We start from the raw sequence: 21,531 nt of genomic DNA, 5'->3' as shown, positions 1-21,531 counted from the left end.
AAGTCCACGGCCGCGCCGTAGCGGTCGGCCAGCTCCTGCGCCATCTCCCGCGCCGCCTCTAGCCGCTGCTCGGCCGAAAGCTCATGCGGCAAGGCAATCTCGAACTCCCGCGCAACGCGAGCGTCCTTCCGCTTCTCGGCAAATTCGGCGGCGTTCCACAAGTCCGACCGATCCCGCGCCCAATCGGCGTTCACGCCTTCCGGCAAGACGATCTCGGCATGTTCAACACCCTGCTTGGCCGTGTAGTCGTGCGTGATCCCGTCGCGCTCGTTGGTCAGCTTCTCCCCGGCACGATAAGCCATTGAGGCGACGGCGCTACGGCCACCCGCCCGCGAAACTGGCTTCATGCTGAAATGGTAGATTGCCAACCCGTTGCCTCGATCCCGTTTCCGCCTTTCCCGCCAGCCTCCAAGCTGGCGGCGCGCTGAGTTACGCAGTAACTCGTAAGTGCGCCCTTCTCAACTCAATCGCTACGCTCTTTCGCTGATCGGTGTGGCGCTCGCGGCAAGGTCGATGCAATGAACTGAGGCCGGAATTGTGCTGCAAAACCGCTGAAAACTCAAGCGCAACAGGCAAACGCTGGAAAAGACGGTCGGGAATGATAGTCTAGGCGAACAACCGGAAAAGGAGATTTGAGGAATGGCGCGCAAAACGATCGAACAACGCTTGGCCGAACTGGATGCGCAGCGCGCCACGCTCAAGGCCCGTCTGTCGAAGCAGGAACGCGCCAACGACACGCGCCGCAAGGTGCTGCTCGGCGCGCTCGTCCTGCATCGCCTCGAACACGGCAAGGATGAAGAATTTTCCCGGCGCTTGGGCGAATGGCTCAAGCGTGAGCTGCCCGACTTCCTGACGCGCCCCGGTGACAAGGAACTGTTTGCCGACCTGATCGACAACGCGCCGGCCGGGGAGACGACAGGCAGCGCCGGGGGGACGGCCGCATGAGTCAGGCGAGACTTGCATGGGGTGCGTTCAAGAACATGGTGCGGCAGGCCGCGCGTGATCCGCTATGGGCGTTCGTCGCTCTGCTCGCCGCACCTTTCCGCATCTGGAAACCGCTTCTCGGGCTTCTGTTCCTCCTTGTTATCGTCCTGTTCGTCGTCGGCTTCGGCGGCCGCTTCGCTCTCGAACAAATCGGCTTTCGCGTCGGCTCGGTTCCGGTTCTCCTGCTCGATCTCGTCACGCTGCTGGTGCTGCTGGCGCTCGCCTTCCGCTTCCTCACCAATCCGCTGATTATCCATTTCGGGGATATGGACGGCGAAACCCACGGCTCGGCCCGCTTCGCCACCGACAAGGAAACCGCCGCCCTCGCCCGCGCCGATTCCGGCCTGCTGATCGGCCGCGACGGCAAGACCGGAAAGCTCCTGCGCTATGACGGCCCGGCCCATCTGCTGACGATGGCACCGACGCGCACCGGCAAAGGGGTGGGAACCATCATCCCCAACCTGCTCACCGCCGACCGCTCCGTGATCTGCATCGACCCCAAGGGCGAAAATGCCAAGATCGCCGGCCGCGCCCGCCAGCAATTCGGCCCGGTCCATGTCCTCGACCCCTTCGGCGTCACCGGCCAGCCCTCGGCCGCCTTCAATCCCCTCGACCAGCTCGACCCGGCCGGCCTCGATGTCGCGGAAGATGCAAGCACCTTGGCCGACGCCCTCGTGTTCGATGAACCGGGCATGGCCGGCGAAGCGCATTGGAACGAGGAAGCCAAGGCGCTCATTGCCGGCCTGATCCTCCATATTGCCGCCAGCGCGCCGCGCGACAGGCGGAACCTCGCCACCCTGCGCGAATATCTCACCCTCGCCCCTGAAGCCTTCGCGGCGCTCCTGAAGGACATGCAGGCATCAACGGCCGCCTCCGGCCTGATCGCCCGCGCTGCAAACCGCCACCTCGGCAAATCCGACCGCGAGGCGGCCGGCGTCCTCTCGGCCGCGCAGCGCCATACCCATTTCCTCGACAGCCCGCGCATGGTCGCCGTCCTCGACCGATCCGATTTCGGCTTTGCCGATCTCAAGCGCCGCAACGTCTCGGTGTTCCTCGTCCTGCCGCCCGATCGGCTCGCCACCTATTCCCGCTGGCTGCGCCTGCTCGTCGCGCAAAGCCTCACCGACATGGCCCGCGATCCCGCCAAGCCGGCCGTGCCGGTCCTCTATCTGCTCGATGAGTTCGCCGCCCTCGGCCATCTGGCCCCCGTCGAGCGCGCAATGGGCCTCATGGCCGGCTACGGCGTCCAGCTCTGGCCGATCCTGCAAGACGTTCACCAGCTCCGCGCCACCTACGGGCAACGCGCCGGCACCTTCCTGTCAAATGCCGGCGTCCTACAGGTGTTCGGCGTCAACGATCACGACAGCGCCCGGCTTGTCTCCGATCTGCTCGGGCAGGAAACCGTTGTGTTCCAGACCATGAGCCGGGCGCTCGATTCCGATAAATCCGGCATCTCCTACGGCGAGCAACACACGGCCCGCCCGCTGCTGACCCCCGATGAGGTCCGCAACCTGCCGCAGCATGTCGAATTGCTGTTCCTCGCCGGGCAACGGCCGATCGTCGCCGGCAAGCTCGCCTATTATGCCGATGCAGAGTTCCGGGGGCTGTATGACGCTGCCTGACGTGACAAGAAGCGGACCCGGCGCATAGCGCCGGGACTTTGTTACGAACGGCCCTCCGGCTCTCTACGGCGCTATTGGGGAGCGCGTTCGCCTCCGGGCCGGCGCGGCTTGCGCCGCGATCCACCCGCCGACCTGGTGCAAGCTCTATTCAGGGAAACGCCACGGCCGCGACGATAGCCCCCCGGCCGGCCCGCTCTCATCATCTAGGGCCGTAGGGACGGCCGGGGGGCGGGCCACGCGCGCAAGCATTAGCGTATTTAGCTATTTACGTATCAACGTGCATAAGGCTCGATCGGCGGCAATCCGTGCTGTGCCAGAACCGCCGAAAGCCCGGCCTCGGCCATCGCCTGAATTGTCGTTCCCTCTGCATCCGCGAGCTGGCGAAGGCGCTGCCAGTCCGATCGCCGGACCTTGACCGTAAGCGCGACAGTCTCGCCCCCTCCCCTCTTTCGCCTCGGCGTCGGGATTTCCACGGCCGGGCGATCGTCCTCGATCGCTGCAAGGCTGGTGGCCTCCGCGCCGGCCTTCGGGCGGGTGAAGGCCGCGAGGCCGGTTGCTTTCTTTGCCATAGGTTTCGCTCCTTCAATACGCGCTTACGTATTTAGCTATTTACGTTCTAACGTGCCTTTAATCCACGCCCACAAAGCCCGGATTTCCTCCGCTGCTTTCCCTTCGGCCTCGAACTCCGTCACGGCGCTGCCAGTCGTGACGGCGCGGGCGAACGCGCGCCGGTCGGTAATCTCGCCGGGAACGATCGGCAGTCCGTAGGCTTCCAGCGCCGCGCGCGTCTCCCCGATCTCGGGCGCACGGAACGGGCAGGCAGACAGGACGAACGCGCCGCGCACTTTCGCGGCCGCCACGATCTCGACGGCGGCCGGGACCGCAGCGAGGTCAAACGCGGACGGTCTGACCGGAATCAAGACCAGCTCCGACCTTCGGGCGATCTGGCCGGCCGCCGGGGCGGCATGGGGCGGGGCGTCCACTACGGCCAAGGTCATGCCCTCGCCCTCGGCCGCCCTAAGCGCGGCGTCCAGCTCCCCGGCCTGCGCCGTGGCGACGATCGGCGTTCCGGCTTCCCGCGCGCTCGCCCATGCGGTCGCGCTCTCCTGTGGGTCCGCGTCGATGACGCAAACCCGTTCGCCGGTCGCCTCGGCCGCCACGGCGGTATGAACCGAAAGCGTGGTTTTTCCGCTCCCGCCCTTCTGGCTCAAAAACGCAATGACGTTCATGCGTCAATCCTTCTTTGCGTGAATACGTATTGAAGCATATAGCTAAGGACGTTACTACGTCTTTAAGCTAGTGCGGCCATTCCTCGGCCGGCCAGTCGCGCGACGTGTGGATGACGCGCACGATCACGACGCTTTCCCGGCCCCCCACGTCCCGCAGCTCATAGGCGATGATGTAGGGATGACGGGCGAGGGACTTTTCATAGGTTCCGCTCACCCGCCCCGGCCGGCCGGTCGCAAATTCGCCGAGCTTGTTCCCGGCGTCCTCGATCGCATCCACGACCCGTTCGGCGGCGAATGGGTTGTCCTCTGCGATATAGCGCAGGATTTCGAGGTTATCCCGCTGCGCCTCAATCGACCAGACAACCGGCCTCATCCGCGCGCGGCTTTCCGGCGCTTCGCTTCCTCGATAACCTCACGCATTTCCGCGACGGCCTGCGCATGGGGGATCACTCGGCCGGCCGCTGCATCAGCCATGCCGCGCTTGATACCGTCGATGATTTCAAGCTCGCGATCGACATAGGCGGCGACGGCCTCGCCGGCGAGGAAGGATTTGCTTCGCTGCGTGTCGTTCGCGATCCGGTCGAGCTTTTCTTTCACATCGGGCCTAACCCGAATCGTCATGGTGGTGCTGGCGGTCATGGAATCGCCTCCGTGTGTTGAATTGTGTACACTCTAGCACGTTTTCCCGGCCGCCGCCATCGCCTTCTATCAAGGTAATACGTTTACACGTCAATACGTATTAACGTAAATAATTAAGCGCCGACCTTGCCCTTCACTCCCTCTCGAAAGCCATAGGACGCTGGTCGCAGGCGCGAGCGGTGCGGATTAGGTAGTGGGGGTGCCGTTTCCCGGCCCGCCTATACGCGGGCCGGAACCGCCGCAGGGCTGCGTAAGCAGCCCGAACAGCGGCGACCGCTTATGTTTTGCCTCTTAGATAAAGATCAGATGGGGATTCAGTCTGGTTATCGGACTCACGTTTCATGAAGTTTTTCGCCATGCGCACAAGGGCCTGTCCTAGCGGGCTATCGCCGGCGTCGATCTGCGTTCGCTCATCGAGGGGCAGGGTGGTCTTGTAGGCGTCGATTGCCTCGCTCCAAGCCCGCTGATCCTGTCCATGATCGGCGGGCGGGGGTGGAGCCTTGCCGAACCGTCCAAGGAACTGCCGGGCCTTCTCCGGCAGGGACAGGCGATAGGCGTTGCTGGCCTGCTGCACCTGTGGGCCGCGCCCTTCGTTCCCGGTCGGCTCATAGCGCCGCAGCCAGTCAATGAAGCCATGCGCCCGCAGATTCTTCAGCGCCCGCACGATCGTATCGCGCGACCGGCCTAGCCGATCCATGATCGTGGTGATTGACGGCTCAAGCCGGCCGGTGCGGAAGTCGATGAGATTGACGAACAGCCGCAGCACGTCCAGCGCCACCGATCCTAGCGGCCCGCTGCGCTCGCCCTTCTCGTGCAAGCCGGCCTCGTTGTAGATTTCGGCCGCCTTCAAGATCGCCTGCACGTCCTTGCGCGTCGTCGGCCGCCATATGCGGCCCTCCGATCGTCCCCGGATATGGCTATGCCGGCGAACTGGTGTCGGGCAGCGTGGGGCAGGGGGCGGAAAGATCAACCCTAGCGCGGTCTGTCCCGATCCCCGCAGGGCGGCCCGGCGCTCATGGGCGAGCGTCGTAAGCTCGCCGGCCTCGTCGTCGGTGAGCTGGCCCGCGCCGTATCGAGTCCAAACCTCCCGCATGATTTCATCAAGCGCGTTCCCGCGCGCGCAGCCGATCGCGGCCGCGTAGTGCGTCCTCAACATATGCCCTCGTCCTTCCTTTTGAAGGACATGACAGCGCGGACGGCAGGCACAGCTTTCCCCGTTTCCGCAAGAATCAATCTTGCGAATTGGAGTGCTCTAGCGTAGATAAGGGGAGACTTTGATGGCCCCGGCTCTACGGTGTGTCTGACGGCCTATAAAACGCTCGACCGCGCCAACGGTCGGGCGTTTTGCCGTTATGTCCCTTGCTTCGCTTCGATATAGAACCTCAACGCTTCCTCGATGATCGGCGCGCGCCCTCGCAAGCCCGCGTCGTCCTTCAGGCGGTCAATCGCCGCGACCAGCTCGCCGGGCAGATCGGCCTGCACAAGAATCCGGCCCTCCGCGCGCCAACGGGCGCGCAGGTTTCGGACACTTTCCAGCTTAACTTGTTCTCGGGTGCGACTCGCCATGTCTACATGAAGAGACGAAATCGCCCGATTCTGCAACCCTTTGCGTAAGGGGGCGAGAAAGGCACTACTTCTAGGGCCGGGCGACTAAACGTAGTTGCGTCAATGCGTATCCACGTCAATGCGTTCTATGGCCCGGTAGAGGGTAGAGCGATGCACACCCAAGAGCCGGGCAACCTCGGCCGGCTTCTTGTCCTCGCTGATGAGCTGGCGGGCGTGTGCGATCTGCTCGGCCGACAGGGCAGGGGGGCGGCCGAACCGAACGCCCTTCGCCTTCGCCGCCGCGCGGCCGGCGCTCGTGCGCTCATGGATCAAGCTGCGCTCGAACTCGGCAACGCCGGCGAAGAAAGTCAGCACCATGCGCCCGGCCGGCGTCGTCGTGTCGGCCCACGGCTCGGCCAGCGAACGCAAGCCGGCCTCGGCGTGGCCGATCCGCTCAGCAATGTCGAGAAGATCGCGCGTCGATCGGGCGAGGCGATCAAGCCGCGTCACCGTCACCACGTTCCCGGGCTGCAAATGGTCCAGCATCTTCGCCAGCTCGCGGCGGCCGCGCTGCGCGCCGGATGCCTTTTCCTCGAACACGCGCTTGCAGCCGGCCGCTTTCAGCGCCGCGCGCTGCTGGTCGAGAGTCTGGCCGTCGGTCGAGACGCGGGCATATCCGATAAGCAAGGGCAGGGGCTTCCTCGTGGGCGACATGCCCGGAATCTACCTCGTGCAAACCGTCGCGGAAATCCCTATTATGCGACAAGAAAGCTGTCGCGGGTTTTGGAATTTTTGCGACAACGCAGCATCATCGAAATTGGTTGAACAATGAAGTCGCCTGAACTCCACATACTTGAGAGAATAGAAGCCCTCCGCGCCGAACTCGCACGTCCTGTTGTCGTGGCGCTTGACGGGGGAAGCGGCTCCGGTAAGTCAACGATTGCGGCAAGGTTGGCGAAGCTGACCGACATAGCCTTGGTTACGCTCGATGATTTCTATCAAACGCAGGTTCCCGAATCCGAGTGGCCTCACAAAACCGTGGCGGAGCGGTTGAATCGCGTTTTTGAGTGGGACCGCGTTCGCGAGGCAATAGAGCCTCTACGCAAGGGGGAACCTGCACAGTGGCGAGCTTTCGACTTCATGCAGGGACTAGGCCCGGATGGCACTTACAGCCTCAAGAACGAATTTACCGAAGTCGCGCCAGCGCCCACGATTCTGCTCGAAGGAGCTTATTCCGCATCTCCGTTCCTTCGGGATTTGATCGACCTCGCCGTGATCGTGGATGTGCCGACCAAAGTGCGGCATGAACGGACTGCTGCGCGCGAACAGGGCGCGGAGGGCTTTTTAGCCGCGTGGCACGCTGTTTGGGACGATGTTGAAAGCTACTATTTCGAGCGCGTCTGCCCGCCAAGGTCTTTTGATCTGGTGATCCAGAATTAAATTCCTTCGCGCCCCTTATGTCGCGCAAATCCTGAAACCTGCACCACGTCCGCAGCTGTCATTTTCAGAAGACGACTGCACCAGTTGATTGGGCGTAATGGCTGTTGTGCAGCCAGCTCCTGACAGTTCAATATCAGAAGTGATCTGCACCAATCTCGACTATGCTCAATACTCGTGTGCACCAAAGCGAGGTGAGCATGGCGACGGACACCCCACGGATTCCAGAACAAGGCGTGGCCACTCTGCCTGATGAGGCTTGGGAGCGTGCGCGCCGTCGTGCGGAGATCATCAGTCCGTTGGCGCAGTCGGAGACGGTCGGGCACGAAGCGGCCGATATGGCGGCTCAGGCGCTGGGCTTGTCTCGGCGCCAGGTATACGTTCTGATCCGGCGTGCCCGGCAAGGCAGCGGCCTCGTGACGGATCTGGTGCCCGGCCAGTCCGGTGGAGGTAAAGGTAAGGGGCGCTTGCCGGAACCGGTCGAGCGCGTCATCCACGAGCTACTGCAAAAGCGGTTCCTGACCAAGCAGAAGCGCAGCCTAGCGGCCTTTCACCGCGAAGTCACTCAGGTGTGCAAGGCTCAAAAACTGCGAGTGCCGGCGCGCAATACCGTGGCCTTACGGATCGCTAGCCTTGACCCGCGCAAGGTCATCCGCCGGCGGGAAGGCCAGGATGCCGCTCGTGACCTACAAGGTGTGGGCGGCGAGCCTCCTGCCGTGACCGCGCCGCTGGAGCAGGTGCAGATAGACCATACGGTCATCGACCTGATCGTGGTCGATGACCGCGACCGGCAACCTATTGGCCGCCCGTACCTGACCCTCGCCATCGACGTGTTCACCCGCTGCGTGCTCGGCATGGTCGTCACGCTGGAAGCGCCGTCTGCCGTTTCGGTTGGCCTGTGCCTCGTGCATGTCGCCTGCGACAAGCGCCCTTGGCTGGAAGGACTGAACGTGGAAATGGATTGGCAGATGAGCGGCAAGCCCTTGCTGCTCTACCTAGACAACGCGGCCGAGTTCAAGAGCGAGGCCCTGCGCCGGGGTTGCGAGCAGCATGGCATCCGGCTGGACTATCGCCCGCTGGGACAGCCGCACTATGGCGGCATCGTGGAACGGATCATCGGCACGGCGATGCAGATGATTCACGACGAACTGCCGGGAACGACCTTCTCCAACCCTGACCAGCGCGGCGACTACGATTCCGAAAACAAGGCCGCCCTGACGCTGCGCGAGCTAGAGCGCTGGCTCACATTGGCGGTCGGCACCTACCACGGTTCGGTGCACAACGGCCTGCTCCAACCGCCGGCCGCGCGCTGGGCCGAGGCCGTGGCGCGTGTCGGCGTACCGGCCGTCGTCACACGCGCTACTTCGTTCCTGGTCGATTTTCTGCCGATCCTCCGGCGCACGCTGACCCGCACCGGCTTTGTCATCGACCACATCCACTACTACGCCGATGCGCTCAAGCCGTGGATTGCGCGGCGTGAACGCTGGCCGTCCTTTCTGATCCGGCGCGATCCGCGCGACATCAGCCGTATCTGGGTCCTGGAACCGGAGGGACAGCACTACCTGGAAATTCCCTACCGTACCTTGTCGCACCCGGCTGTCACCCTCTGGGAACAACGGCAGGCGCTGATGAAATTGCGGCAGCAAGGGCGCGAACAGGTGGATGAGTCGGCGTTGTTCCGCATGATCGACCAGATGCGCAAAATCGTGACCACCGCGCAGAAGACCACGCGCAAGGCGCGGCGCGACGCAGATCGACGCCAGCATCTCAAGGCAACGGCACCGCCTGTCAAAGCCACGCCACCACCGGACGCTGACATGGATGACCAGCAGGCGGACAACCAGCCGCCCGCCAAACCGTTCGACCAGATTGAGGAGTGGTAGCCGTGGAAGAATATCCCATCATCGAGCTGTCCCACCTGCTGCCGGCGGCGCAGGGATTGGCCCGGCTGCCGGCGGACGAGCGCATCCAACGCCTTCGCGCCGACCGCTGGATCGGCTACCCCCGCGCGGTCGAGGCGCTGAACCGGCTGGAAACCCTGTATGCGTGGCCAAACAAGCAACGCATGCCCAACCTGCTGCTGGTCGGCCCGACCAACAACGGCAAGTCGATGATCGTCGAGAAGTTCCGGCGCACGCATCTGGCCAGCGCCGATGCCGACCAGGAGCACATCCCGGTGCTGGTCGTGCAGATGCCGTCCGAGCCGTCTGTGATCCGCTTCTACGTCGCGCTGCTCGCGGCGATGGGTGCGCCATTGCGACCGCGCCCACGACTGCCGGAAATGGAGCAACTGGCGCTGGCACTGCTGCGCAAGGTCGGCGTGCGCATTTTGGTGATCGACGAGTTGCACAACGTCCTGGCTGGTAACAGCGTCAACCGCCGGGAATTCCTCAATCTGCTGCGCTTCCTCGGCAACGAACTGCGCATCCCACTGGTCGGGGTTGGCACGCGCGACGCCTATCTGGCCATCCGCTCGGATGACCAGTTGGAAAACCGCTTCGAGCCGATGATGCTGCCGCTGTGGGAGGCCAACGACGATTGCTGCTCACTGCTGGCCAGCTTCGCCGCTTCGCTTCCTCTGCGGCGACCCTCGTCGATTGCCACGCTGGACATGGCCCGCTACCTGCTCACACGCAGCGAGGGCACCATAGGCGAACTGGCGCACTTGCTGATGGCAGCGGCCATCGTCGCCGTGGAGAGCTGCGAGGAAGCGATCAACCATCGCACGCTCAGCATGGCCGATTACACCGGTCCCAGCGAGCGGCGGCGGCAATTCGAGCGGGAACTGATGTGAAGCCAGCGCCACGCTGGCCACTGCATCCGGCTCCCAGGGAAGGCGAAGCCTTGTCTTCGTGGCTCAACCGCGTGGCCCTTTGCTATCACATGGAGGTGTCCGAGCTGCTGGAGCACGATCTTGGTCACGGTCAGGTTGATGACCTGGACACCGCGCCACCACTGGCGCTGCTGGAGATGCTCTCCCTGCGGAGCGGCATCGAGCCGGATCGGCTGCGTTGCATGAGTTTCGCCGGCTGGGTGCCTTGGCTACTGGACAGTCTTGATGATCAGATTCCAGATGCATTGGAAACCTATGCGTTCCAGCTCTCGGTGCTGCTGCCGAAACTCCGCCGTAGGACGCGATCCATCACGAGCTGGCGTGCCTGGCTGCCCAGCCAGCCGATACATCGCGCCTGTCCGCTCTGTCTGAACGACCCGGCAAACCAAGCCGTACTGCTTGCATGGAAGCTGCCCTTGATGCTGAGCTGCCCGCTGCATGGCTGCTGGCTGGAATCCTATTGGGGCGTGCCTGGGCGGTTTCTCGGCTGGGAGAACGCCGACACTGCGCCGCGCACCGCCAGCGACGCGATTGCGGCGATGGACCAGCGTACCTGGCAGGCACTGACAACCGGTCACGTGGAGCTGCCGCGCCGACGCATCCACGCTGGATTGTGGTTTCGGCTGCTACGCACGCTGCTCGATGAGCTGAACACCCCGCTTTCGGCGTGCGGAACCTACGCGGGGTATCTCCGCCAAGTCTGGCAAGGCTGCGGGCATCCGCTGCGTGCTGGGCAAAGTCTGTGGCGACCGTATGAAACCCTGAACCCGGCAGTACGGTTGCAGATGCTGGAGGCAGCGGCAGCGGCAATCAGCTTGATTGAGGTGAGGGATATAAGCCCGCCAGGCGAGCATGCAAAGCTGTTCTGGTCCGAGCCCCAAACCGGGTTCACCAGTGGTCTGCCGGCGAAAGCGCCGAAGCCCGAACCCGTCAATCACTGGCAACGGGCACAACCCCGAGACGGCGCGCTCGCTGTTCGCCTTGGCTTCCTATGGTCGGCGCGACCCAGCTTCCCTGGAACAGTTGCGAGCCACCTTTGCAAAGGAAGGCATCCCCCCGGAATTTCTGTCACATTACGAGCCTGATGGACCCTTTGCATGTCTTAGACAGAATGACGGGTTAAGTGACAAATTTTGACGGCCAGAATTTTCCGGCGCACACTGTCACATAATCGAACGTATACGTGACGGGTGAAAAGGTGCTGATCGGCTACATGCGGGTATCGAAGGCGGACGGATCCCAGTCCACCAATTTGCAACGCGATGCGCTCATCGCCGCTGGTGTGAGCCTTGCGCACCTTTACGAGGATCTGGCCTCGGGCAGGCGCGATGATCGCCCAGGGTTGGCTGCTTGCCTGAAGGCGCTTCGTGAAGGGGACACGCTGATCGTGTGGAAGCTCGATCGGCTTGGCCGTGATCTGCGCCACCTGATCAACACCGTGCACGACCTAACTGCGCGTAGCGTGGGCCTGAAGGTCCTGACCGGTCACGGTGCGGCGGTCGACACGACGACTGCCGCCGGCAAGCTTGTGTTCGGTATTTTTGCCGCGCTGGCCGAGTTCGAGCGTGAGTTGATTTCCGAGCGAACAGTCGCTGGACTTATCTCGGCGCGCGCTCGCGGCAGGAAAGGGGGGCGCCCCTTCAAGATGACCGCCGCCAAGCTACGCCTGGCGATGGCCAGCATGGGGCAACCGGAAACCAAGGTGGGCGATCTCTGCGAAGAACTCGGGATTACCCGGCAGACGCTCTACCGGCACGTGTCGCCCAAGGGCGAACTGCGGCCAGACGGCGTAAAGCTGCTCTCCCTCGGTTCAGCCGCATAAATGGAGGCGACCTGGAACGGGGCGCTGTTCAGTGCGGCAACGATCCGATTACCGGTGTCGACCCAGAGCAGCCGTAGAGCTTTTGGGAAAGCTGTCGTTCAACGCCGAGTTGGACGACCAGTGCTCTAGTGCTGCTGCCGGGTAAATCTGCACGCTGCCGCGCTCCGTTGTGGACTCGACCGCGTACCCTTCCGGCGTGAGCATCGTGGAGTACCAGCCGACGATGGTTCCGTGCCACATCGAGCCCTTCGTTTTGCGCACGGTCTGACCGTGCTTGAATTTCGTATGAGTTTCCGGGTACAGCATTTGCATCTCCTTCAAGCGTTACGCCCAACTATTTAATCGAGCGCGACCCGCTACAGCTGCGCTTTCGCTGGCGGCTCATTTCGGTCGTTCAGCGGCAGTTTTTAAGTTGTGATTTTATGGAATACTTTTGCGCAGCAAAACCATAAAGCCGCGACTTAAAAACTGTCCAGCGCAGGCACGAAGTGCTGGAGCGGTGCTGCAACGACTTGTTAGATGACTGAGTTTATTAGTGGGCACTTGCTTTGGAAAGCAAGTTTAAAACTACTACACCACTAACTATGAGCCCCATACCTACAAAGCCCCACGCATCAAGCTTTTGCCCATGAAGCAACCAGGCAATGGCTGTAATTATGACGACGCCGAGTCCCGACCAGACTGCATAAGCAACACCGACAGGGATGGATTTCAGAACCAGAGAAAGAAAATAAAATGCGATGCCATAACCGATTATGACAACGGCGGAAGGGGCAAGCTTAGTAAAGCCCTCGCTAGATTTTAATGCGGATGTTGCGATTACTTCGCCAACTATTGAGATAGCAAGAAAAAGCCAGCCTTTCATGATATATCTCCCAATTTGTGTAGGGCTTATTATGCACGCTTAAAAATAATAAAAACAGACTTGACCTGATAGTTTGGCTGTGAGCAATTATGTGCTTAGTGCATCTAACGCCGCCATAAACGGCGACAGGGTGGCGCGCCTATTGCGCATAAAATGGCGAAGCCATGCGCAACAGGCGCGGAATCTCTGGCGTCCGGTTTGATGGCTTTGTTATGCAAAGGACTAGTCTTCAATGACGTGTAAACCACGGCGCTTTAAGTCCTCCAACGAATCCAACATTCCCCTTATTAATTCAACAGGATGCCCCTCCCAGTCTTCAACAACGCCAACAATTCTCAAGGGTTCGCAGGTTCTATAGGACTGTGTTGGATTACCGGGAAATCTTTTGTTCGTAAGATTCGGATCGTCTTCGAACGGTCCTGTTGGCTCAACTATGTATATGTAGCCGCGACCCTCGAGGCCAGACAGTGACATAGCAAGTTCAGCTCCCCAAACTGCTGGCTCCATCAAGGCTGAAAAGTAGATGTGCTTAAGAATACGACCGTCCTCGAAATGAGAGATGAACCCTGTGGTTAGCAAGTCACCAATCGCCAAATTGGCTTTGGTTCCATGATAGAACGGTCCTTGCACCTGCTTGTAATTATCATGAGAGATGGGAATCCAATCTTTTACCATTTTAAGACCCTTAATTGTTGGGATTTGGCTGCATAACTTTGTTTTAGGGCGACTGCCCTGCTGCGTAACATCGTTGCTGCTCCATAACATCAAACATCGACCCACGGCGTAACGCGCTTGCTGCTTGGATGCCCGAGGCATAGACTGTACAAAAAAACAGTCATAACAAGCCATGAAAACCGCCACTGCGCCGTTACCACCGCTGCGTTCGGTCAAGGTTCTGGACCAGTTGCGTGAGCGCATACGCTACTTGCATTACAGCTTACGAACCGAACAGGCTTATGTCCACTGGGTTCGTGCCTTCATCCGTTTCCACGGTGTGCGTCACCCGGCAACCTTGGGCAGCAGCGAAGTCGAGGCATTTCTGTCCTGGCTGGCGAACGAGCGCAAGGTTTCGGTCTCCACGCATCGTCAGGCATTGGCGGCCTTGCTGTTCTTCTACGGCAAGGTGCTGTGCACGGATCTGCCCTGGCTTCAGGAGATCGGAAGACCTCGGCCGTCGCGGCGCTTGCCGGTGGTGCTGACCCCGGATGAAGTGGTTCGCATCCTCGGTTTTCTGGAAGGCGAGCATCGTTTGTTCGCCCAGCTTCTGTATGGAACGGGCATGCGGATCAGTGAGGGTTTGCAACTGCGGGTCAAGGATCTGGATTTCGATCACGGCACGATCATCGTGCGGGAGGGCAAGGGCTCCAAGGATCGGGCCTTGATGTTACCCGAGAGCTTGGCACCCAGCCTGCGCGAGCAGCTGTCGCGTGCACGGGCATGGTGGCTGAAGGACCAGGCCGAGGGCCGCAGCGGCGTTGCGCTTCCCGACGCCCTTGAGCGGAAGTATCCGCGCGCCGGGCATTCCTGGCCGTGGTTCTGGGTTTTTGCGCAGCACACGCATTCGACCGATCCACGGAGCGGTGTCGTGCGTCGCCATCACATGTATGACCAGACCTTTCAGCGCGCCTTCAAACGTGCCGTAGAACAAGCAGGCATCACGAAGCCCGCCACACCGCACACCCTCCGCCACTCGTTCGCGACGGCCTTGCTCCGCAGCGGTTACGACATTCGAACCGTGCAGGATCTGCTCGGCCATTCCGACGTCTCTACGACGATGATTTACACGCATGTGCTGAAAGTTGGCGGTGCCGGAGTGCGCTCACCGCTTGATGCGCTGCCGCCCCTCACTAGTGAGAGGTAGGGCAGCGCAAGTCAATCCTGGCGGATTCACTACCCCTGCGCGAAGGCCATCGGTGCCGCATCGAACGGCCGGTTGCGGAAAGTCCTCCCTGCGTCCGCTGATGGCCGGCAGCAGCCCGTCGTTGCCTGATGGATCCAACCCCTCCGCTGCTATAGTGCAGTCGGCTTCTGACGTTCAGTGCAGCCGTCTTCTGAAAACGACATTTGAACCGGGAACCTTCCCTTTTTGGCTAGGCGTGAAACAATGGTCATTTTCCCTATACCCAAAATGACCAGGAGGCCCGCATGAAAGTCGCACGCATCTACCTGCGCGTGAGCTGTCATTTTCAGAAGACGACTGCACGGAATATCAGGAGTCGGCTGCACTGGTGGATTGCAGCGCGGTGTACAGGGCCGTCTTGCTCACCTTGAGCCGTGTAGCGGCCTCTCGGACATTAAGCCCGTTGGCGATGTGCTCCCGCGCTCGCTGCAACTTGTCGGCGGTGACAACCGGCTTTCGCCCGCCCTTCCTCCCACGAGCGGCGGCGGCAGTCAACCCGGCCTTGGTGCGCTCGCGGATCAAGTCGCGCTCGAACTGGCCCAGCGCGCCGAACACGTGGAAGATGAGCCGCCCGCCTGGCGTGGTGGTGTCGATGGCTTCCGTCAGAGAACGGAAGCCGACGCCTCGCGCTTCCAGCGCGCCTATCGTTTCGATTAGGTGCGGCATAGAGCGCCCGAGCCGATCCAGCCGCCAGACGGCCAGCACGTCGCCGTCGCGCAGGTAGGCCAGCGCATCAGCCAAGCCGGGGCGGTCGGCCTTGGCCCCGGAAGCCGTGTCCTCGAAAACGCGCTCGCAGCCTGCCTTGCGTAGCGCATCCGTCTGCAAGGCGGTGTCCTGTTCCGCCGTCGATACCCGCGCATAGCCGATCAGTGCCATTTGCCGCCTCTCTTGTCCGTCATTCCGTCCGCCTATCTTAATGTCCGACAACCCGTTGTGCAATAACTTTGCTGGACAGTGTCCGGCATGGCCGACTAATGATCGTTTGACGGACATTGACGGTAAGGCATTTTTGCATTACTATGTGAAGCATCAACCTTGATTGCGAGGGCAAACCACCATGACCACATTGACCGTTACCGCACGGGGACAAGTGACGTTTCGGAAGGACGTACTGCAACACCTCGGCATCAGGCCAGGCGACAAGATCGAGCTGGACTTGTTGCCAGACGGTCGGGGCGTGCTCAAGGCGGCACGGCCCGCAGGGACGATAGCCAGCTTTGTCGGCCTGCTCGCGGGCAAGACGCAGAAGGTTGCCACCATCGAAGAAATCAACGAGGCGGCGGCGCAAGGCTGGGCAGGTAAGCAATGAAGGTCGCAGTCGATACCAACGTCCTTGTGCGTGCGGTTGTGCGTGACGATCCCGCACAAGCGGACGTTGCCGCCGCAGTCTTGACCGACGCCGAGTTGATCGCGGTCGCGCTGCCGTGCCTATGCGAATTTGTTTGGGTGCTGCTGCGTGTCTACGGCTTCCAGCAAGCCGACGCGGCCAGCGCGATCCGGGCACTACTGGCCGCCGCGAATGTGGAAGTGAACCGGCCTGCCGTGGAGGCTGGCTTGCTGGTGCTCGACGCGGGCGGAGACTTTGCCGATGGCGTCATTGCCTACGAAGGCAACTGGCTTGGCGGGGAAACCTTCGTTTCCTTCGATAAGAAGGCGGTGGCACTTCTCACGGCGCAAGGGCAATCAACGCGCCTTTTGTGACGGACATGAGCATGAACGAATTCCGCCGACTGGCCGCGAAGATCGACCAACACATGCAGCAGCTTGCCGCCCAGGGTGTCAGCGAGGCCCATGCCATCATCAATCGCATGATGGGGTACGGGCCTGACCTGCACAGGATTTGGGTCGGCACATCCGATCAGCAGCTCATGGCGCTGTCCCGCGAGTTCCCAGGGTTCTACCGCTACGCCCGCATCATGGAAGAGGCATCCGAAGCCGAGCGCCGCAAGGCTTCGCGGCCCTATGACGGCATGGCCGAGTTCTCCGAACAGCACAAGCAAATGGGCGCGCAACTGCTGACCACGGCGGCCACGCTTGAGCGTGGCTACCAGGCGTTTCGTGCGAGCGGCAGTCTCCAAGACTTCCGGCCTCAGCTCGACGAGCTGGGCCGCCTGCATCGGCAATGGCTGTCCGACCTGGAAGCCTTCAAAGACTCGCTGCGCACGCAGGGCGCAGAACCCAAGGTGCTGGAATACGTGAACGAGGCTTTCGGCCGCCTGGCCGAGCGCATCAAGCAGCTTGCCGGTTGATCGCCGGAATTTTCGGCGGTTCCGGCTTTGTCGCGCCGTGCACAAGAGTTCTGAGCAATTCCGATCTCTCGCGGCGCTTCGTGCATAGAACTTCTGACCGTTCCCGGTCAGAAGTTCTATGCACACACGGCGGCCAGCCCAGTGAACTGGTGCAGTCGCCTTCTGAAAACGACATGCAGGGCGTGTCGCAAAACTTAGGAATTTCGCGACAAATTGATCGCGCCCCGGAATGCGAAGCCCCGCTGTCGGCCATTGTCTGAAGTTCCTCACGGGCAGGCGCTTGATACTTTACTAACTTGTCTGTAAAGTTTGGCTACTCTCACTGAATGGTGCTATCATGCCTGCCGCCCACTCGAACCGCTGGGTTCTTCTGGTGACCGTCGCCGCCGGTCTCCTGCTTATCGTTCTGGACAATTCGGTCCTCTACACGGCCCTGCCTACCCTGACGCGCGAGCTTGGCGCGACGGCAACGCAAGGGTTGTGGATCATCAACGCATACCCCCTCGTCATGGCCGGCCTGCTGCTCGGCACCGGGACGCTGGGTGACAGGATCGGTCACCGGCGCATGTTCCTCATCGGCCTCGTGCTGTTCGGTGTCGCGTCGATTGTGGCGGCCTATTCGCCTACAGCGGAAATCCTGATCGGGGCGCGGGCCTTTCTGGCGGTCGGCGCGGCGGCGATGATGCCCGCGACACTCGCCCTCATCCGCGTCACCTTCGAGGATGACCGGGAACGCAACATCGCCATTGCGATCTGGGGGTCGTTGTCGGTCGTCGGCGCTGCGCTCGGACCGATCATCGGCGGTTTTCTGCTCGGCCATTTCTGGTGGGGGTCGGTGTTCCTCATCAATGTGCCGGTAGTGGTCGCTGCCTTCATTTCGGCGCTGATCGTTGCGCCGAAGGTGGCCGGCGATGCGACCAAGCCTTGGGACGTGGTGTCGTCGTTTCAGGCATTGGTGGCGCTGTCGGCTTTTGTGATCGCGATCAAGGAATCTGCCCATGCCGGGCAGTCGTGGGCCGTCCCCGCTATTTCGCTGCTGGTTGCCATCCTCGCCGGAGCGCTGTTCGTCCGCCGGCAACTGCGCCTGCCGTTCCCGCTGCTCGACTTCTCGATCTTCCGCAATGCCGCGTTCACATCGGGCGTTCTAGCGGCCGCGTTCTCCCTGTTCGCCATCGGCGGTGTTCAGCTTGCTACGACGCAACGCTTCCAGCTCGTTGCGGGCTTCACGCCGCTGGAAGCCGGGATGCTGGTTTCGGCGGCGGCGCTCGGATCATTGCCGACTGCGCTGCTCGGTGGTGCATTCCTGCATCGTATTGGCCTACGTATCCTTATAGCTGGCGGGCTTGCGGCGGGATCGCTGGCGGTCCTGCTTGCGACATGGGGCATCACTCATGGCCTTGGCTGGCTGATCGCCGGTCTGGCGCTGACCGGTGCCGGCGTAGGTGCAACAATGTCGGTGGCATCAACGGCTATTGTGGGCAATGTGCCTGTGCATCGCGCCGGCATGGCGTCGTCGGTCGAGGAAGTGTCCTACGAGTTTGGCAGTCTGTTCGCTGTCACAATTCTCGGAAGTCTTTTGGCCTACCTCTATACGGTCAACGTCGTGTTCCCCGCCGGAACCTCGGAAGCGGCCCGCGACAGCATGGCGTCGGCGCTGGTCTTTGCCAACGAGGCGGGGGCCGATGGTGTTGTCGTGCGTCAAGCGGCAGGAATCGCATTCGACCACGCCTATACGGTCGTCATGTACGTGGCGGCGGGTGTTCTGGCCGTGGGTGCCCTGATCACCGGCATCCTGTTGCGGCGCTACGGTCCCGGCTCGCAATCGTCAGCCTATCCCACACAACACTAAGGAAGCCGACATGGCGAGAGCCAGCAAGCGCCTCGAAGTGCTTGAAGCCATTGTGAGCATCATCGAGCGTGACGGCCTCACCGCCGTCACCCTCGACGCCGTAGCGCTCGAAACCGGCATGACACGCGCCGGCCTTCTGTATCATTTCCCGTCGCGCGAAGCCCTGATCCTCGCCACCCATGAGCATCTGACTCGCTCATGGGAACAGGAGCTGGAAGCGAGCGCCGGCAACACCTCGGACAGGGCGACAGACGCCGAACGACACGCCGCCTACATCAACACCTGCGCAAGAGCTGCCCGGCGGGTCGAACTGCTGCTCATGCTGGAAAGCTCCGACAATCGGCAGCTTGGCGATCTGTGGCAACAGGTCATCGACCGCTGGGCACCTCCTGCGCCGATTGGAAACGACGCTGCCGAGTTGGACAGGTTCATTTCGCGCCTTGCCGCCGATGGGCTGTGGATTCACGAGGCGCTGTCGTCGCGCCCGCTCCCCGAGCAACTGCGCAAGCGTATCGCGGCGCGCCTCGTCGCGATGGCCGCCGGACCTGTTGAGGCGGAAGAAAACCTCCCGAAATAACTGGTGTCCCCCCACAACCCTACTGCGCCGGTGCTGCCGGCGCTTTCACGGTGATGGTGCATTGCTGATCTGAACCGGCCGTGCGCGCGGCCTCGGCGCATTGCCCGATCGCCTCGGCATTGTCGCGCACGAGCTGCGAGGAATCGGCCACGCCGCGCCAGCTTCGGGGATCGGCCACCCGCATCATGGTGACGCCGGCGTTCCATCGGTCCTGACCTATGACGGTCGCCGCAACATGGGTGTCGGCCGAGAAGGGCAGGAAACGCGGCAACAGCAAAATCAGGAATATGCCGACGAACAGCCCGACAAGGCCGGCCATCCATATGCGGAAATCCTGACTTTTCCGGTCGTAGGCGCTTTTCGTATGAGCGGCGAGGTTCCGGCCGGCGCGCTCGAGGTCGGACGCCTGCCGCTCGAGCTGCTGCGCGGCGGTGCGTATCAGGGCCTCGCCGCTGCGCTCGAGGAGCGCCGCATAGTGTGTCGCACCCTGCCGGAGAATAGGCGATTGCTCTACGCCGTGCAGCCGCTCCGCAACATTGTCGAGCGCCTGCACGAGCTGGGCGAGCTGGGGCTTGTAGTCCTGCGCCGGCTCGATCTTTTCGAGCTGGTCGAAAGCCGCTTCCAGCCCGCGCCGCATCACGGTCATTTCCGCGCCGATCTGCGCGCCCTGCGTCTCGATCGTGCGCCGGAGCGCGTCGAACGCGGCGGCCGGGTCGCCGGCGTCCTCGTCCAGTGCTTCCGGCTCGATTCCTTCCCTGTCGTCGTCCAGCTCCGCCATATTCTCCGTGCCTACCTTCCCAAACCGATGCCCCGGCTAAGTTGCCGGCTGCGTGACATTTCCTCTTGCAGCTCGTGGGCGATGCTCTGCCCCCGGCGCTGCTGCTGCCCGATTCCGAGTTCCTGACGGCGATTGCGCAGGATGGAATCTACCTGCGGGTCACGCTCAAGGCTCTTGGTCATGCCGTTCATCTGGCTTTCGACCTTGGCGCGGGCATCGTCGTGCTGCCAGCCGCGAAGCTCCCGGCGCTGGCCCTGTAGCTCCTGCCAGCGTTCAACGAACCGCTCGGCCCTGATATTCGGGTCTTGCAGCGCCGCGTTTTCGCGCTTCATCCCGTCGATAACCTGCGCGACACGCTCCCGGCCGGAAAGCTCGGTCATGGCGCGCACCGTCGCCGGGTCGTTTTGCAACGTCGAGCGCAGCAAATCTTTCATGCCGCCCTGCACCTGGTCGAGCTGCCGGCCGGCATCGCCTATTTCCTGCCGCTGCATGTCGAGGACCGGCAAGCCCTCGCGCCGGTGCTGGTCGATCGACTGATAGGCCCGCGAATAGCGGTCAACGGCGGCCTCAAGCGGCGACTGCCCCCGCGCCCGCTCGGCCAGCCGGTCGGGCGCAGGCGCCTGCCGCAAGCTCCCTTCCCTTTCCGGCCGCTCTGTGCGCTCCTGTGAGGGGGCAGGACGCGCATTGAGCTTGAGGCCGGCGAACATACCGCGCCGCTGCTTCTCGGCCTGCTGCGGCCGTTTCTGGTCGATCTGCGGGCCGTCCGCGCCGGCGCGGTCTGGCTCGCGGCTCTCGGGCGCGGCGCGGCGGCCGAGTTTCAGGCCCTCGAACGGCCGTTGGCGCTGCTGTCGATCGCCGGCGAGATCCTCGCGCGGATCTGCACGAAGATCCTGCGCGAGATCCGCGCGAACTTTTTGCGAGGATCTCCGATCAAGGGCATGATCCCCGGCCGTCGACTCCCGTTCCGCACGTAGCCCGGTGCGCTCGGCCGGAATCTCGATCTCGCTGCGGACGCCCATTTGCTCCGCGATCCCGCGCCGCTCGGCAAAGTCGCGGGTATAGTCGAGCGTCGTTTCCTTCACGCCCGACCGCGACAGGCGGCGCTCTAGCTGGCTATAGGCCAGCTCGCCGGCGTCCTGAACCTTCCATGTGTTGCGGTGCGTCTGCGTCCCATCCGGCAAGGTGACGGGGGTGGAACCCTC

General features: G+C 62.4%; 25 protein-coding genes and 2 pseudogenes. 13 read left to right on the top strand and 14 right to left on the bottom strand.

Annotated elements, in window-relative coordinates:
- The coding region (locus FG152_RS26125; protein ID WP_498989242.1) for a MobA/MobL family protein at window positions 1-368 on the bottom strand (368 nt) is incomplete at its 3' end.
- Between the two features lie 271 nt (window positions 369-639).
- Here FG152_RS26125 and FG152_RS26120 point away from each other — a divergent pair.
- Together FG152_RS26120 and FG152_RS26115 are read left to right on the top strand one after the other, a co-directional pair.
- Window positions 640-945 (top strand): hypothetical protein, encoded by a 306-nt coding sequence (locus FG152_RS26120; protein WP_020821017.1) that lies wholly within the window; start codon window positions 640-642, stop codon window positions 943-945.
- A complete protein-coding gene (locus FG152_RS26115) occupies window positions 942-2,606 on the top strand; it encodes a type IV secretory system conjugative DNA transfer family protein (RefSeq protein ID WP_023512661.1) in 1,665 nt (554 codons plus the stop codon). Before FG152_RS26120 ends, FG152_RS26115 begins: the two co-directional genes overlap by 4 nt.
- 272 nt (window positions 2,607-2,878) lie before the next feature.
- On the opposite strand, the gene FG152_RS26110 is transcribed toward FG152_RS26115, so the two are convergent.
- From FG152_RS26110 to FG152_RS26080, 7 genes are all read right to left on the bottom strand, one after another.
- Window positions 2,879-3,175 (bottom strand): hypothetical protein, encoded by a 297-nt coding sequence (locus FG152_RS26110; RefSeq protein ID WP_006473490.1) that lies wholly within the window; start codon window positions 3,173-3,175, stop codon window positions 2,879-2,881.
- 36 nt (window positions 3,176-3,211) lie between these two features.
- On the bottom strand, window positions 3,212-3,835 hold the full coding sequence (gene parA / locus FG152_RS26105) for a ParA family partition ATPase (protein ID WP_021316632.1): 624 nt from the start codon (window positions 3,833-3,835) through the stop codon (window positions 3,212-3,214).
- Between the two features lie 67 nt (window positions 3,836-3,902).
- Window positions 3,903-4,208 (bottom strand): type II toxin-antitoxin system RelE/ParE family toxin, encoded by a 306-nt coding sequence (locus FG152_RS26100; RefSeq protein ID WP_006473480.1) that lies wholly within the window; start codon window positions 4,206-4,208, stop codon window positions 3,903-3,905.
- Window positions 4,205-4,474, bottom strand: a complete 270-nt coding sequence (locus tag FG152_RS26095) for a CopG family ribbon-helix-helix protein (protein ID WP_006473479.1) — start codon at window positions 4,472-4,474, stop codon at window positions 4,205-4,207. Before FG152_RS26095 ends, FG152_RS26100 begins: the two co-directional genes overlap by 4 nt.
- Before the next feature lie 277 nt (window positions 4,475-4,751).
- Complete coding sequence (locus tag FG152_RS26090; RefSeq protein WP_020817827.1) at window positions 4,752-5,630, bottom strand: helix-turn-helix domain-containing protein; 879 nt, start codon at window positions 5,628-5,630, stop codon at window positions 4,752-4,754.
- A gap of 194 nt (window positions 5,631-5,824) precedes the next feature.
- Window positions 5,825-5,956 (bottom strand): ribbon-helix-helix protein, CopG family, encoded by a 132-nt coding sequence (locus tag FG152_RS26085; RefSeq protein WP_006473454.1) that lies wholly within the window; start codon window positions 5,954-5,956, stop codon window positions 5,825-5,827.
- 183 nt (window positions 5,957-6,139) lie between these two features.
- Complete coding sequence (locus FG152_RS26080; RefSeq protein WP_006473455.1) at window positions 6,140-6,706, bottom strand: recombinase family protein; 567 nt, start codon at window positions 6,704-6,706, stop codon at window positions 6,140-6,142.
- Between the two features lie 141 nt (window positions 6,707-6,847).
- On the opposite strand from FG152_RS26080, the gene FG152_RS26075 reads away from it, so the two are divergent.
- The 5 genes from FG152_RS26075 to FG152_RS26055 all read left to right on the top strand — a co-directional run bounded on the left by FG152_RS26075 (window position 6,848) and on the right by FG152_RS26055 (window position 12,111).
- On the top strand, window positions 6,848-7,459 hold the full coding sequence (locus tag FG152_RS26075; RefSeq protein WP_020820347.1) for a uridine kinase family protein: 612 nt from the start codon (window positions 6,848-6,850) through the stop codon (window positions 7,457-7,459).
- A 197-nt stretch (window positions 7,460-7,656) separates the two neighbouring features.
- On the top strand, window positions 7,657-9,339 hold the full coding sequence (locus FG152_RS26070; protein ID WP_172688984.1) for a TnsB C-terminal domain-containing protein: 1,683 nt from the start codon (window positions 7,657-7,659) through the stop codon (window positions 9,337-9,339).
- A 2-nt stretch (window positions 9,340-9,341) separates the two neighbouring features.
- Window positions 9,342-10,250, top strand: a complete 909-nt coding sequence (locus tag FG152_RS26065; protein ID WP_028604704.1) for a TniB family NTP-binding protein — start codon at window positions 9,342-9,344, stop codon at window positions 10,248-10,250.
- On the top strand, window positions 10,247-11,374 hold the full coding sequence (locus tag FG152_RS26060; protein WP_498989231.1) for a TniQ family protein: 1,128 nt from the start codon (window positions 10,247-10,249) through the stop codon (window positions 11,372-11,374). The genes FG152_RS26065 and FG152_RS26060 overlap by 4 nt, the downstream gene beginning before the upstream one ends.
- Window positions 11,375-11,487: 113 nt before the next feature.
- Entirely contained in the window at window positions 11,488-12,111 is a 624-nt protein-coding gene (locus FG152_RS26055) for a recombinase family protein (RefSeq protein ID WP_003155741.1), read from the top strand.
- A 123-nt stretch (window positions 12,112-12,234) separates the two neighbouring features.
- Here the strand turns inward: FG152_RS26055 and FG152_RS26050 are convergent.
- From FG152_RS26050 to FG152_RS26040, 3 genes and pseudogenes are all read right to left on the bottom strand, one after another.
- Window positions 12,235-12,423: pseudogene (locus FG152_RS26050) on the bottom strand (hypothetical protein); the annotation flags it as partial.
- Between the two features lie 220 nt (window positions 12,424-12,643).
- On the bottom strand, window positions 12,644-12,976 hold the full coding sequence (gene qacE, locus FG152_RS26045; RefSeq protein ID WP_064161975.1) for a quaternary ammonium compound efflux SMR transporter QacE: 333 nt from the start codon (window positions 12,974-12,976) through the stop codon (window positions 12,644-12,646).
- Window positions 12,977-13,198: 222 nt separating this feature from the next.
- Entirely contained in the window at window positions 13,199-13,651 is a 453-nt protein-coding gene (locus FG152_RS26040) for an NAD(+)--rifampin ADP-ribosyltransferase Arr-3 (RefSeq protein ID WP_001749986.1), read from the bottom strand.
- A 172-nt stretch (window positions 13,652-13,823) separates the two neighbouring features.
- On the opposite strand from FG152_RS26040, the gene intI1 reads away from it, so the two are divergent.
- Complete coding sequence (gene intI1, locus FG152_RS26035; protein WP_000845048.1) at window positions 13,824-14,837, top strand: class 1 integron integrase IntI1; 1,014 nt, start codon at window positions 13,824-13,826, stop codon at window positions 14,835-14,837.
- A 348-nt stretch (window positions 14,838-15,185) separates the two neighbouring features.
- Here intI1 and FG152_RS26030 read toward each other — a convergent pair whose 3' ends face one another.
- Window positions 15,186-15,752 carry a recombinase family protein gene (locus tag FG152_RS26030; RefSeq protein WP_003159185.1) on the bottom strand — a complete coding sequence of 189 codons (567 nt, stop codon included), beginning with the start codon at window positions 15,750-15,752 and terminating at the stop codon, window positions 15,186-15,188.
- A gap of 181 nt (window positions 15,753-15,933) precedes the next feature.
- On the opposite strand from FG152_RS26030, the gene FG152_RS26025 reads away from it, so the two are divergent.
- The 5 genes from FG152_RS26025 to FG152_RS26005 all read left to right on the top strand — a co-directional run bounded on the left by FG152_RS26025 (window position 15,934) and on the right by FG152_RS26005 (window position 19,551).
- Complete coding sequence (locus FG152_RS26025) at window positions 15,934-16,185, top strand: AbrB/MazE/SpoVT family DNA-binding domain-containing protein (protein WP_003108276.1); 252 nt, start codon at window positions 15,934-15,936, stop codon at window positions 16,183-16,185.
- Window positions 16,182-16,577 carry a type II toxin-antitoxin system VapC family toxin gene (locus FG152_RS26020; RefSeq protein WP_003159186.1) on the top strand — a complete coding sequence of 132 codons (396 nt, stop codon included), beginning with the start codon at window positions 16,182-16,184 and terminating at the stop codon, window positions 16,575-16,577. Before FG152_RS26025 ends, FG152_RS26020 begins: the two co-directional genes overlap by 4 nt.
- 11 nt (window positions 16,578-16,588) lie before the next feature.
- On the top strand, window positions 16,589-17,125 hold the full coding sequence (locus tag FG152_RS26015; RefSeq protein WP_003159187.1) for a hypothetical protein: 537 nt from the start codon (window positions 16,589-16,591) through the stop codon (window positions 17,123-17,125).
- Window positions 17,126-17,462: 337 nt separating this feature from the next.
- Entirely contained in the window at window positions 17,463-18,974 is a 1,512-nt protein-coding gene (locus FG152_RS26010) for an MFS transporter (RefSeq protein ID WP_049285546.1), read from the top strand.
- A gap of 10 nt (window positions 18,975-18,984) precedes the next feature.
- A complete protein-coding gene (locus FG152_RS26005) occupies window positions 18,985-19,551 on the top strand; it encodes a TetR/AcrR family transcriptional regulator (protein WP_008786762.1) in 567 nt (188 codons plus the stop codon).
- 19 nt (window positions 19,552-19,570) lie between these two features.
- Here the strand turns inward: FG152_RS26005 and FG152_RS26000 are convergent, their stop codons facing one another.
- Together FG152_RS26000 and FG152_RS25995 are read right to left on the bottom strand one after the other, a co-directional pair.
- Window positions 19,571-20,329 carry a DUF6118 family protein gene (locus FG152_RS26000; protein ID WP_006473465.1) on the bottom strand — a complete coding sequence of 253 codons (759 nt, stop codon included), beginning with the start codon at window positions 20,327-20,329 and terminating at the stop codon, window positions 19,571-19,573.
- Window positions 20,330-20,340: 11 nt separating this feature from the next.
- Window positions 20,341-21,531, bottom strand: a pseudogene (locus FG152_RS25995) (Ti-type conjugative transfer relaxase TraA); the annotation flags it as partial.

Source organism: Ochrobactrum sp. XJ1 (assembly GCF_024701725.1).
Lineage (GTDB): Bacteria > Pseudomonadota > Alphaproteobacteria > Rhizobiales > Rhizobiaceae > Brucella > Brucella anthropi.
This window is presented reverse-complemented; position numbering and strand designations above follow the sequence as displayed.